This window comes from Candidatus Chordibacter forsetii (genome assembly GCF_964187505.1).
Lineage (GTDB): Bacteria > Verrucomicrobiota > Verrucomicrobiia > Opitutales > Seribacteraceae > Chordibacter > Chordibacter forsetii.
Window position 1 is genome coordinate 38,187 of the sequence record NZ_CAXLML010000179.1, and the last position, 13,009, is coordinate 51,195.

At 35.7% G+C, this 13,009-nt stretch carries 11 protein-coding genes; 7 read left to right on the forward strand and 4 right to left on the reverse strand.

What is annotated here, in order from left to right:
- Positions 1-93: 93 nt before the first annotated feature.
- Positions 94-447 (forward strand): cytotoxic translational repressor of toxin-antitoxin stability system, encoded by a 354-nt coding sequence (locus ACKPQ4_RS07710; protein ID WP_407680608.1) that lies wholly within the window; start codon positions 94-96, stop codon positions 445-447.
- Positions 448-688: 241 nt separating this feature from the next.
- The gene (gene dnaN / locus ACKPQ4_RS07715; RefSeq protein ID WP_407680609.1) at positions 689-1,828 is read left to right on the forward strand and encodes a DNA polymerase III subunit beta; all 1,140 of its coding nucleotides are present in this window, start codon (positions 689-691) and stop codon (positions 1,826-1,828) included.
- Positions 1,829-1,843: 15 nt separating this feature from the next.
- Here dnaN and ACKPQ4_RS07720 read toward each other — a convergent pair whose 3' ends face one another.
- The gene (locus ACKPQ4_RS07720; protein WP_407680610.1) at positions 1,844-2,974 is read right to left on the reverse strand and encodes a KamA family radical SAM protein; all 1,131 of its coding nucleotides are present in this window, start codon (positions 2,972-2,974) and stop codon (positions 1,844-1,846) included.
- An 81-nt stretch (positions 2,975-3,055) separates the two neighbouring features.
- Complete coding sequence (locus tag ACKPQ4_RS07725; RefSeq protein ID WP_407680611.1) at positions 3,056-4,534, reverse strand: ComEC/Rec2 family competence protein; 1,479 nt, start codon at positions 4,532-4,534, stop codon at positions 3,056-3,058.
- On the opposite strand from ACKPQ4_RS07725, the gene ACKPQ4_RS07730 reads away from it, so the two are divergent.
- The gene (locus ACKPQ4_RS07730) at positions 4,533-5,459 is read left to right on the forward strand and encodes a rhomboid family intramembrane serine protease (protein WP_407680612.1); all 927 of its coding nucleotides are present in this window, start codon (positions 4,533-4,535) and stop codon (positions 5,457-5,459) included. The two genes, ACKPQ4_RS07725 and ACKPQ4_RS07730, sit on opposite strands and share 2 nt — an antisense overlap.
- 170 nt (positions 5,460-5,629) lie before the next feature.
- Positions 5,630-7,741 (forward strand): carboxy terminal-processing peptidase, encoded by a 2,112-nt coding sequence (locus ACKPQ4_RS07735; protein ID WP_407680613.1) that lies wholly within the window; start codon positions 5,630-5,632, stop codon positions 7,739-7,741.
- Positions 7,742-7,752: 11 nt separating this feature from the next.
- Here the strand turns inward: ACKPQ4_RS07735 and prmC are convergent, their stop codons facing one another.
- Complete coding sequence (prmC, locus tag ACKPQ4_RS07740) at positions 7,753-8,613, reverse strand: peptide chain release factor N(5)-glutamine methyltransferase (protein WP_407680614.1); 861 nt, start codon at positions 8,611-8,613, stop codon at positions 7,753-7,755.
- Positions 8,600-9,679 carry a peptide chain release factor 1 gene (gene prfA, locus ACKPQ4_RS07745; RefSeq protein ID WP_407680615.1) on the reverse strand — a complete coding sequence of 360 codons (1,080 nt, stop codon included), beginning with the start codon at positions 9,677-9,679 and terminating at the stop codon, positions 8,600-8,602. The genes prmC and prfA overlap by 14 nt, the downstream gene beginning before the upstream one ends.
- Before the next feature lie 43 nt (positions 9,680-9,722).
- On the opposite strand from prfA, the gene ACKPQ4_RS07750 reads away from it, so the two are divergent.
- Genes ACKPQ4_RS07750 through ACKPQ4_RS07760 form a run of 3 tightly spaced genes read left to right on the forward strand, consistent with a single transcriptional unit; the run spans position 9,723 to position 12,978 of the window.
- The gene (locus tag ACKPQ4_RS07750) at positions 9,723-10,748 is read left to right on the forward strand and encodes a haloacid dehalogenase-like hydrolase (protein WP_407680616.1); all 1,026 of its coding nucleotides are present in this window, start codon (positions 9,723-9,725) and stop codon (positions 10,746-10,748) included.
- Complete coding sequence (locus ACKPQ4_RS07755; protein ID WP_407680617.1) at positions 10,739-11,680, forward strand: aspartate carbamoyltransferase catalytic subunit; 942 nt, start codon at positions 10,739-10,741, stop codon at positions 11,678-11,680. Before ACKPQ4_RS07750 ends, ACKPQ4_RS07755 begins: the two co-directional genes overlap by 10 nt.
- Positions 11,677-12,978 carry a dihydroorotase gene (locus ACKPQ4_RS07760; protein ID WP_407680618.1) on the forward strand — a complete coding sequence of 434 codons (1,302 nt, stop codon included), beginning with the start codon at positions 11,677-11,679 and terminating at the stop codon, positions 12,976-12,978. Before ACKPQ4_RS07755 ends, ACKPQ4_RS07760 begins: the two co-directional genes overlap by 4 nt.
- Positions 12,979-13,009 lie beyond the last annotated feature (31 nt).

Genomic DNA, 13,009 nt, shown 5'->3' on the forward strand with positions numbered 1-13,009 from the left:
AGACTGAGTTTCGAGAAGGATTAAATCCGTTCAACCTAATCCATTTTTACAGTTGAAATTGCTCAGCCTCTTCCGAAAGATCAAAACAATACAATGAGACAAGTTACTTTTTCCACACAAAGCCTGGATGCTATGTCCGGGTTATCACAAAACGAACAACTTGTTTTAGTTGAAAAATTAAGTTCTCTTTCTACAGATATCTTAACAAATAAGAATGAGAATGTAAGCAGGTTTAGCCGCAAAGGTATGACTTACCACAGAATAAGAATTGATGATTTAAGAATTTACTTTGAACAGAATGGACCTGCTCTTCACTGCCAATTCATTTTGGAAAAAAATTCTTTTCAGGATTTTATGGTCCGTTGTAATCTACCATCTTCAGATGAATCAGTTGTAGAAAATCATCAAAGTTTTTGGGATTATTTAGAATCAATAAGAAAGAAATAAAAACCACATAACTTGTTTTTCAATTGTTGATTAATCTATTTTTGTCCACATAAACGAATTTTTTCTTTCTTATTGGTCAAACTATGCACATAAAAATATCACTTAAAGCCTTGATGAATAAATTTTTGTGTAATTGTTAAACTTATTCAGGTACTATAATATAAATAGGTTTTTATCTTTTAAATCTATCTTTAATAATTAAAGATTGTTTAAAACCTCATTAATCTTCAAAACAATTCCAATGAAGTTCAAAATAAATCGAGATCACTTCAGTGCAGGTCTTCAACTAGTTTCCAGTGTGGTAGGTTCACGAAAAACCATGCCTATACTCCAGAATGTATTAATCGAGGCCAAAGAGGACTCAGTTTCACTATCCACAACCAACCTAGATCTTGGTATGAAGTGTTCAATTGTCGCAACCATTGAAGAGGTTGGTTCAGTTACTTTACCGGTCAAAGAACTGGGAAGAATTATTAGAGAACTTGCAGACATGGAGGTAAATGTTACTTCTACCGGAACTCCGAAAGCAACTATCTCTACCAGAGGATCAATATTCAATATTATTGGAATGGATAGTAAGGAATTCCCCCCTCTTCCTGAACTTGAAAACAGTAAAAATTTTACCTTAGCAAAAGATGAGTTAACATCTATGCTGAAAAGTGTTTCTTATGCTCAGTCAGTAAACGAAGAGCGTTACATGCTTAAAGGAGTATTTTTTCAGATCAATGAAACTGATATTTCCCTTGTTGCAACAGATGGAAGGAGATTGGCGGTAACGAGTAAACAAGAAAAAAGGAAGGCAGAAAATAAAGGAGAATTTATCTTGCCTTCATTAACTGTAGCTGAGCTCGAAAGATTACCAGGAGTTGCGAAGAACATAGAATTAAATTTTACAGACCGTCAAGTTTCACTAAAAATGGATGTTTCTCAGGGAAATAAAGAAACCAATGGTTTTCATGATTCAATTTATTTGGTTTCTAAAGTGGTGGAAGGAAAGTATCCAAACTTTAATCAAGTGATTCCAAAGGATGATTTTAACCAAGCAATTATTGAAAGAGAATTAATGCTTGAATGCGTAAATCGAGCGGCATTAGTTTCAGATGAGAAAGTTACTTTACGGGTGAAACCAAATGAAATGGAAATTTTTGGTCAAAGTACACTTGGAGATGCTAGTGAATCTATGAGTATAGAGTACAGTGGGCCTGACTCTGTTGTTTCTTTTAACCCAAAATTTCTTTTGGATCCTCTTAAATCAATAGCAAGTGATAAAGTAATCTTTGAATTTAGAGATGATATGAGTCCGGGAGTTTTTAAGGTTAAACCTGATAACTCAGAAGGAAATGATTTCCTTTGTGTGGTTATGCCAATTCGAACTGATTAAGCTTTAAAAAACACACTAGTCGGAAGGATATTCAAAAGTTTTTCCTTCAAAGTTTTTTAAAATCCATAATCCATTATCGGATTTTTCAACATAATTTGGATTGATCGGAATTTTTCCACCTCCACCAGGTGCATCAATAACAAATTGTGGAATTGCATAGCCCGTAGTTGAACCGCGAAGTTCCCGAATTATTTCTATGCCTTTAGTAACTGAAGTTCTTAGATGCGAACTACCAGGTACAAGATCACATTGATATAAATAATAAGGCTTAACCTTCATTATTAATAATCTATGAATTAAACTTTTCATAGTTTTTGCATCATCATTTACCCCCTTAAGTAAGACTGATTGATTACCGAGAGGTATGCCATTTGATGCGAGTTGATGGCAGGCATCTTTTAGTTCCTTGGTACACTCTTTCGGGTGATTAACATGAATACTCATCCATAAATTTGGGTGAGACCTTAAAGATTTTAATAATGAAGGTGTTATCCGCTGGGGTAGAAATATAGGTAAACGAGAACCAATTCTTACAAATTCTACATGAGAAATTGAAGCTAGTTCTGATAAAAGATAAGAAATTTTTTGATCTGAAAGAAGAAGCGGGTCGCCTCCGCTAAGCAAAACATCACGAATTGAAGTATTAGACCTAATATATTCTAAACAATTTTCAAAGTTAGGGTGAAACCCATACCCTTGAGCATTAGATACAAGCCTGCTACGAGTACAATACCTACAATAAGACCCACACCGGTCAGTTACCAAAAATAGAACCCTATCAGGGTAGCGATGAACTAAACCAGGTGTGACCATAGAACTTTCTTCGCCGACAGGGTCGGTATCTTCCCAAGACTCAGTAACACCCTCAGATTTGTTTGGAATAACTTGTTTACGTATTGGACAGTTCAAATCAACTGGATCAATCAAATTAAAGAAATGGGGCGTTACGGAAACCATGAGTTTATCTTTCGCAATACTCAGGCCAGCTGATTCATCATCGCTAATGGATATAAATTCTTCCATTTGGCCCTTTTTAGATAAGCGGTTTTGCATTTGCCACCTCCAGTCATTCCAATCACCACTAGAAACAGTATTCCAGTGACCTTGGCCGCAATGCCAAGAATCCAAGATGTCATTAGGGTGCATAATTTTTAAACTATAAGTTTATTCTTAATTAAAAAAGGGGCAACAAAGTTAATATAAAGGGATTATTGAAATTTGTTAAATCTATGACCTTAAGAGAATGAACAACGCAAAACAGGCATAATAAGAAGAAACTAAGAAAAAACGTATTCTCCAATTAAATTTAAACATAAAAGATAATAATAAAACAATAAATAGTACAATATGGAAAACATTGTTTATACCAGAATGACTTTCGGTTTGATTAGGAAAAAAAGTATTTAGGAAACTGCAATAATCAATAATTTGATAAATCAAAAGAAAAGACATTTCATGAAAAGTTTGAAAAAAATTACAATTAAATATTAATAGAATAAAAAAATGAAAAATATTCAAAGTATAATATATTGATACAAATGGTATAATTAGTAAATTTGCAATCAATGACATATATGAAAAATAATTAAAATAATCAAAAACCAATAAAGCTGATCCAGTACTTGCAGCTAGTGTTATAATAGGATATAAAGTTATTTTTTTAAGTATTTTATTTTGTATAGAGTAATCTCGAATGAGGAATAATATAAATAGTACAACTGTAAATGATAATTGACAACTTAAAGAATATATAACACTAGGAAATGATATCAGTATTAACAAACAAGAGATACAAAACACAGTTATACCCTTTTGGCGACCTATTGCGACTTTTGATATTTCATAGACGGTAATCATTAAAAATGCACGAATTCCAGATTCTGGAAAATTAATAAAAAATAGATATGTAAAGCAGCAAATAAGCTTTATGCTTACAACGGTGATGAGAAAATTTGAAAAAGGTTTGGTTAATAAAGTTAAAAGTAGGTAAAAGAACCCTACATGAAGACCACTGACAGCAAATAAATGCATAGTTCCAGTAATCCCTGCCTTTTTAAGGAGATCTGAACTCAAGAACTCCTTGGATCCACTTAACATTGCCCACCCAAAGCTACCAGCGTTTGTTTGAAGCGTATTTTTTAATTTTTTCTGATTTTTGTAACTTAGTTTTTGAAAAGGACTATCTATATCATTTATTACCCTAAATCCTTTAACCATAATTTCATCTTCACTCAGATAATATTCATCAATATTTACAATAATCGAAATTGGTTTTAGTCTTTTAATTCTTTTATATTTAAAATCTTTTATAATATAAATATTCTTACCTTTAAGTAAATGATTACTTGGAATTGATTTATTTATTTTACCTGTTAAAAAATCACATCTGTAATTGCTATTAGAAAAGTAATCAAATGTAACATTTAATATATACTCTTTTTTAAAATTACTTTGATTATAATCAATAATTTCTTTATTTCTAATATTAATAAAAGTAAAATTAAGAACAATAATTATAAATCCAAATATTATACTCTTCTTTCTTAAATGAGTATTTTCTTTATTCAAGCATTTTGACCAAATAATAAAAGTTATTGTATTTAAGATCAATATATATGTTATACCATGATGTTTTATTAGTATCAGTAAAACAGCATAAATTAACATTATAACTAATAAAAACTCACTTGTAACTTTAGTTTTCATGGCCGTTGTTCGTCCTTGGCTTATACAAAATTTAAGTTTAGATAGTCATTATATGCTCTACGATAGAACCTACATGCAGTCTCCCCGTGAGTTATTTAAACGATCTTTTTGTGACCAACTTATCATTTATCTCATTTCTTGTTTCGTATTACAAGCTGTATTAAGCCTATTCTTTGGAGCTCAATTAATTAATGATTTAATAGGGTTTGGTTACACTAATTTAAGCAAGGGCTACTTATGGACATTTATAACCCATGCATCAGTTCATGACGGTCCCTTGCATTTGATTTTAAATTTATTGGGTATTCACTTTATTGGAAGGCCTGTAGAGGAATTCATAGGTAATAGGAAATTTAAATATTTAGTTCTTTCTTCCGTTCTTATTGGTGCGATTGCATGGGTTTCTTTCAATAGTTCTGGGTACCAATATTTGGTCGGTTCATCTGCTATTGTTTTAGCATGTCTTTGCACTTTTTGTTTGTTACAACCAAACCGTCCAATCACTCTGTTACTTTTTTTCATTTTACCTGTAAGGTTAAAACCCAAATGGGTTTTATTAGGAACTTTCGGTTTAGAAATCTATGGTTTTGTTAATTCAGAAATTTTCGGTGACGGAATGATTGCTCATTCTGCTCATCTTGGAGGTATGGCTTGTGGTGCTGTTACCTATTTCATCGTACAGGGAAAGTTGGTTTTTCCATTTCGTTTCACATTTAAAAGATCAGGATTAGGGTCATCACAATCAGGACATAATCATCAAATATTTAAGAAGACAAAAAAGTTTCGAGTCAATTTTGGTGAGAGTCCCTCCATTAAGGAAGAAACGGATCGAATATTAGATAAAATAAATGAAAAGGGATTTGGTTCCTTGACTGATTCAGAAAAAGAAACTTTGGAAAAAGCTAAAAAGCTGTTAGGTAAATAATAAACCAACCTTCTATGAGTCGCCTCAATCCACCTTTGTTATACATATTTCTTTCGTTCATTGGATTGGTATCACTTACACAAGGCCTTGCACAAGAATCCTTGCAGTCAGGTAATCTTGAGCAAGATAACCAAGAAGGGATTTATGAACCACTAGTTCCGAGTGCCTTAATGTCTGATGAAACAAAATGGTTACTGGGTGCACTTGAAAAAGCTCATTTCAAAAAATTATCAATTAGCGAATTGGACACGGCTTTGTTTTTAGAAAGATTTGTAACCAACCTAGATAAACAAAAGCTTTTTTTTACAGAACAAGATTTAATAAGATTTAAGAAAAGATATCAGCCCACCATCTTAACTTACTTAAAACAAGGAAATCTTTTTCCAGCCTTTGAAATGTATGAAGAATACCGAAAGTTAGCAGTTAGCAGGCTAAATTCTGTAATTGCGAGTTTGAGTGAAGCTCCTGACCTTGAAAGTAATGAGACTTTTACTCTTGATCGTAGTGATCTTTCTTGGACTTCAAGTTCTCATCAATTGAATGGTATTTGGGAAGGACTGCTTACTCATGAATACATTAATGAAATTTTCTCACAAATTGACGATAATGAGAGTTTTAATACCACTTTGGAATTACTCACCAAAAGGGAAGATAAAATTTTAGGAAACCTCCAGAAAAAGTATAAGAGGTGGGTCAAAAACATTTTGGAATTTGAGGCCACTGACGTTCAGGAACTCTACCTTACTACACTCACACAGATGTTTGATCCACACACCTCTTTCCTCAATATAAAAGAAAAAGAAAAGTTTGATCAGGCTATGCATAACGAATTTGTGGGGATAGGTGCTGTTTTAACAGACGCAGACGGCTACTGTACTATAAAAGAGTTACTTCCTGGCGGGCCTGCAGAAGCATCCCGACAACTTGAGCCAGAAGATATCATCCTGAAAGTTGCCCAAGCAGAAGGAGAATTTGTTGATGTTGTTGATATGCGTTTATCTAAAATCGTTGAACTCATAAAAGGTCCTAAGGATACATTAGTTTCATTGAAGGTCCGTCCCATCGAGAGTCCAACGACTACCAAGACTGTTAAAATAATAAGAGATAAAATTAAACTTACAGCAAACTTAGCAAGTGCATCTATTCATAAAATAAACAATAAAGGAGATGATCTTACATTGGGAGTTGTGGAACTTCCTTCTTTTTATGGATCAAGCGGAGATGGTCATAAGGCAACTGATGATGTTGAAGAACTAATCAATTTATTGAAAGAAGATGAAATGCAAGGGCTCGTCTTAGATTTACGTAGAAATGGAGGTGGGTATTTAAGCGAAGCAGTAAACCTTGCTGGACTTTTTATTTCTCGAGGTCCTGTTGTACAGGTAAAGAGTTCTGATGGTAAAATAAGGAAAAAATTTGATTTTAATCCCAAATTAATTTGGGACGGGCCGATGATTGTTTTGGTTTCTCGGTACAGTGCATCAGCTTCTGAGATAGTTGCTGGAGCTTTAAAGAATCATCGAAGAGCTTTAATTGTAGGCGATCAATCGACTCACGGTAAAGGAACAGTCCAATCTTTGTTACCCATGAATATGCCCTTTGCTTTTTCCGCTCAGCAAGGGAAAAAAAGTGCTGCAAAAATAACTATCCAAAAATATTACTTACCCTCGGGGGAGAGTACTCAATTGACGGGTGTTTCAAGTGATATTTCTCTTCATTCAATTAACAAATACTTACCCATCGGGGAGTCAGACTTGGACAACGCACTTGCTTGGGATAAAATTCCAGAAGTTAATTTTAGGCGACCGCAAGGAGAGTTTAAATACTCTGACCAAACCGTAAAAGCTCTTCTTTCTTTAAGTAAGGAGAGACAATTATCAACAAAAGAGTTCGTCTACTTGGAGAAAAATATTGGCTGGTTCCGAAAAAAGAGAGATCAGAAAAGTGTGTCTTTAAATTTAGTTAACAGATTAGAAACAAATTTATTTGATCTTAATAAGACAGATATTCTTAATAAGGAATATAAGTCCTTGTCTAAACTTTCTTTTCCTTCCAAAGAACTCGAACTTCAAGTTGTTAAAGACCAAAAGGAAAAATCATTGTTAGTTCGAGGAATAATGGCCGATGAAAACGCCACCTCTCCTGACACAGAAAAATTTGAAATTCCTAAGAATCTCGACATCCGCTTACATGAAGGACTCAGAATCTTAAAAGATTGGGTAAATTATATTTCTGTAGCCCAAGTTACCCAATCTCAAAGCTCAACTTCTAAAAATATTTAGTGTAAATTGACTTAAATTTTATGGGCAATTGCAAACCTGCGCACTAAAAATTGGTCTGATAAAATTTCTACTTTAAATAAATCCTTAAGGAGACTAGTGACAGTATCAGCCTGATTCATACCAAATTCTAAAGCTAAAAAACCTTGGTCATTTAATCTTTTGTGAGAATATTCAATTATCTTTTCGATATCACCAAAGCCCTGTTTTTCCGCAATTAATGCCTCTTTGGGATCGTAGCTTTTAACTTCAGGCTGAGTTTTGTCCCAATCTTCTTTAGATAGGTAGGGGGGGTTACTAACAATAATGTCAAAAGTTTCTTGGGGTTTCGAGTTAGTTTGCCAATCGTGTTGTTTAAATGAGACCTGTTGACTTAAATTGCATAAACCTAGGTTTTCCCTTGCGAGTGACAGCGCGGCTTCTGATTTTTCCAACCCAATCCCATGAGCCTTAGGCATAAGCGAACAAAGGCCTAAAATAATAGCTCCACTACCGCTTCCTAGATCCGCGATATTGCCAACAAAATCAGGTCCAAGACGTTTGAAAAGTTCATCTACTAAAAATTCAGTTTCATGTCGGGGTACAAGAGCCCTTGAGTCACATTTTAATGTTAGCCCCGCAAATTGTACCGAACCTAAAATATGCTGTAATGGCTCCCGTTTACCCCTTCGCATAATTAATTTTTTTATAGAATTTAATGAATTAGCAGAAAGTACCTCATTAAATTTCAAATAAAGTTGCATCCTTTGCCAACCAAGTGAGTGCGCGATTAACCACTCTGCATCTGTTTTAAAATTAGTTACTTGGTGACGAGCTAGGTAATCTGAAGATTTGCAAAGAACATCTTCAATAGTTAAGTGCTCACTTGCATCCATTTTTTAAGAGAGACTCCAGTTTCACTGTTTGGTCATGGGCAGTCAGTGCATCGATCAAGTGGTCTAAATCTCCCATCATAGAATCATTTAATGCATGAGAACTGTAGTTGATTCTGTGGTCGGTCAATCTGCTTTGAGGGAAATTATAGGTCCTAATACGTTCACTGCGGTCTCCGGAGCCTACTTGAGCTTTTCGATCATTTGCATATTTAGCATTTTCCTCAGCCTGTTTGGCTTTTAATAGCCGAGAGCGAAGAACAGTCATAGCTTTATTTTTATTTTTAAGCTGAGATCGTTCGTCTGCACAATACACAGAAATACCACTTGGTTTGTGAAAGAGTTGTACAGCAGAGTCAGTGGTATTAACTCCTTGCCCGCCCGGACCAGAAGCCCTGCAAACGCTTATTTCCAAATCCTGTGCATCAATGGAAATTTCAACTTCTTGTGCTTCGGGTAGTACAGCAACTGTAGCAGTAGAAGTGTGAATTCTACCGCCCGCTTCTGTAACAGGAATCCGTTGCACGCGATGAACGCCACTCTCAAAACGCATTCGTGACCATGCATCTTCTCCCTTGAAAATAAAGACCACTTCTTTAAAGCCTCCACTTTCAGAAGTACTTTGGCTAAGACATTCAAAGCCCCAAGTTTTATTCTCACCATACCTACAGTACATTCTAAACAGATCGGCTGCAAATAAAGATGCCTCATCACCACCAGCACCAGCACGAATCTCAACGATTGTATTCTTTCCTGTATCAGCTTCTTCTGGAAGCATTGCCAATATCAAATTACTCTCCAATTCCTCCAACTTTTTGTTTAGAAGATCAATCTCTTCGAGTGCTGAAGAACCCAATTCTGGATCATCTATTAACTCTTTTGTTGATTCAATTTCTTGCTTACAGTTAGCACTAGAATCATGAAGCTCGATGATTTTTCTTAACCTAGTGAGCTCGCGATTTAGCGAACTTGCTCGGAAGGCATCTTTAAAAACATCAGGTTCAGACAGCTGTAATTCAACTTCATTGTAACGTTCCCTAAAAGGATCTATATTTGGTAGCACTTCCATTTAAATTCATTTATAGTGTATCCCATGGAGGAAAACGATTAAATTGAGTAAAGCTGCTAAAAAGGGCCAAATACACAGTCAAAATACATTGGCCTGTGTTTGGGATTTTGATAAGACTTTGATCCCTGGGTACATGCAAACCCCTCTTTTTAACCAATTTGGGGTAAACGAAAAAATATTTTGGTCAGAAGTAAATAAGCTTCCACAAATTTATGCAAATCGTGGTCTTTCCGTATCTGCTGAAACCATTTACTTAAATCATCTCTTAAGTTATGTTAAGAATGGCCCCATGAGAGGTTTGACAAATCAAAAACTCTACGAACTTGGTAATGAACTTGAATTTTATCCTGGTCTACCACAATTTTTTGATGAATTAGCCTTAATACCAACAGAAAATGAATATAAAGATTACGATTTCAAACTTGAGCATTATGTGATTAGCACGGGCTTGTCTCAAATGATTCTTGGTAGTAAGATTGCTTCACATGTTCAAGGTATTTTTGCATCTGAATTTATCGAATCCGCACTTCCACCAAATTTTTTAAGCCAAACTGATTTATCTCTGCCTATTGATCCTGAAATTTCTCAAATTGGTCTCGCAGTAGACAATACAATCAAGACGAGGTTTATTTTTGAGATTAATAAAGGTTGCAACAAAAGCTCATCAATAGATGTAAATTCTTCCATTCCACATGAGTTGCGTAGGATACCGTTCGAACAGCTCATCTATGTAGCAGATGGACCTAGTGATGTCCCTGTCTTTGCGGTTGTTAAACAAATGGGAGGAAAGACTTACGCGGTTTATGACCCAAATGATGAAAGTGAATTTGCTCAAACTTGTGACCTTGTTGAGAGTGGGAGAGTGCATAATAATGGTCCTGCCGATTATTCGTTCCGTTCAGCCACCTCGATTTGGATGAAACAGAAAATCCGCGAAATATTATCCTCCATGCGTATCAAGCGTGAAGAAAGTTTGAGGCAAAATATTACAGCTGCACCCAAACATATGCCAAAAACTGAAAATATTCAGGATTCAAATGAGTGGAAGCAGGAGACATTATGGCAATAAAAGAATGGTCCAAGAATTCCCTTTTAGGAATTGAAGACTTAAGCTCGGATGAAATATTATTTTTATTGGATGAAGCACAATCAATAAAAGCACAAAAAACTATTGATGGATCGATTACGGAATCACTACGAGGAAAACGAATTATCAATTTATTTATGGAGCCGAGTACGCGAACTCGGGTGGCTTTTGAAATAGCGGCAAAATCTCTGGGCGCTGATGTAATTTCAATTGCTGGAGAAGCAAGTAGTTTAACAAAGGGAGAAACGTTAAAAGATACTGCGATGAATGTACAGGCATTGGGTGCGGATGCTATAGTACTCAGGCATTCGTCGCCAGGCTCACCTCTTTTTCTATCTAAAATAGTCAATGTCCCCATTATTAATGCAGGTGATGGAGCCCACGAGCACCCAAGTCAGGCATTACTAGATATTTACACTATGCGTGAAAAGTTAGGAAACCTTAATGGTAAAAAAATTACTATTTTGGGTGATATTCTTTTTAGTAGAGTTGCTAGGTCTAATTTATGGGGACTTCTTAAATTAGGTGCAGAAGTTACACTTGCAGGTCCGTCAACCTTAGTTCCCAAGGAATTCGAGAAACTTGGGGCAAGAGTAACACATGACCCAAATGAAGCTCTTCAAGGCGCAGATGCTGTGATGCTATTAAGAATTCAACATGAAAGGCAACAAGCCTCACACTTTCCCTCATTATCAGAGTATGCAAATGTTTTCGGCTTGGGGCGCAGTACATTTAATCAAATGAAAAACAATGCGATCATACTTCATCCAGGCCCCTTGAACAGGGGCGTTGAAATCGAATCTGAATTAGCAGACTCAAATCGGGCTGTAATATTAGAGCAGGTAAGTAACGGTATTGCGGTACGAATGGCAATTTTACAGTTATGCATTAACTGTGGGGAAATTCGAAGATGAAGGGAAAAGCTCTTTGTAACTTCGACTTAATTGGTGGAAGGTTGGTGGATCCTTGTTCGGGAATTGATCGAGTAAAAGACTTGTTTGTAAGAGAGGGCATTATTTATTCATCCATTCCAGCTGGAAAACCGGCAGAACAAACTTTTAATATAAAAGAACATATTATATTACCCGGCTTACTGGATTTAAGAGTACACAATCGGGTTCCAGGCGATACACAAAGTGAAACCGTTCAATCGCTTACACAAGCGGCCGCAAAAGGCGGATTTTCTTCTATTTTGGCAATGCCAAATACTACCCCCCACTCAGATAACCCGGGTACAATTCGTTATATTCAGGACCGAATCAAACAAGCCTCCAAAATAAAAGTTCATTTAACCGGCTGTCTAACAATTGGCTCGAATGGAAAAGCACTGGCACCTCTAGGATCACTTAAGGAGGCAGGTGTGGTTGCAGTAACTGATTGTCCCCACTCCGTTAGAGATAACCAAATTTTTACAAATGCTTTGAAATACGCAAAGATGTTTGGGCTGAAAATCATAGAGTATCCACAAGATCCTTCTTTGAGTGAAGATGGTCAGGCTCATGAAAGTTCTTTGAGTCTAAAAATGGGACTTACCGGCAACCCCCGAATGGCTGAAGAGTTGGCTGTGCAACGAGCTATAACCCTATCTCGTCATTTAAAGGTGCCAATTCACATAAGCTCAATTTCATCTTTTGGATCAGTGAACTTAGTAAAAGAAGCAAAAAGGTTAGGTGTAAAGATTTCTACGGATGTATCAGCACACCACTTACTTTTAACTGAAGAGGCAATCAGTGAGTATAAGACACAAGCAAAAACAACCCCACCATTGAGAGAAGAAATCGACCGATTGGCTTTAATTGGAGGACTAAAAGATGGGACGATTGATTCCTGCAACTCTAGCCACGAACCATATGCGGAACATTTGAAGCAAGTCGAATTTGATTTAGCACCTAGTGGTGCCATTGGACTAGAAACGGCATTAATGACTGTAGTAGAGGCACTTGGGGAAAATGATCCATTTCCTAAAATAGCCGAAAAAATGTCGACTAACCCTCATCAAATTCTTGGATTACCCCCGCCATCATTCAAAGAAGGAAACATTGCAGATTTTGTTGTAATCAACCCTGAAAAAAAATGGACTTACAATACAGATACCGGAATGAGCCTTTCAAGCAACTCTCCCCTGGGGGGGCATAAATTTATTGGGAAAGCAATTCTAACGGTTAGCAGTGGAAAAATTGCTTGGTGTGAAGATTCCATCCTGATTGATTAATTTCATTAATTAATTCTATTTTCAAGTTCAT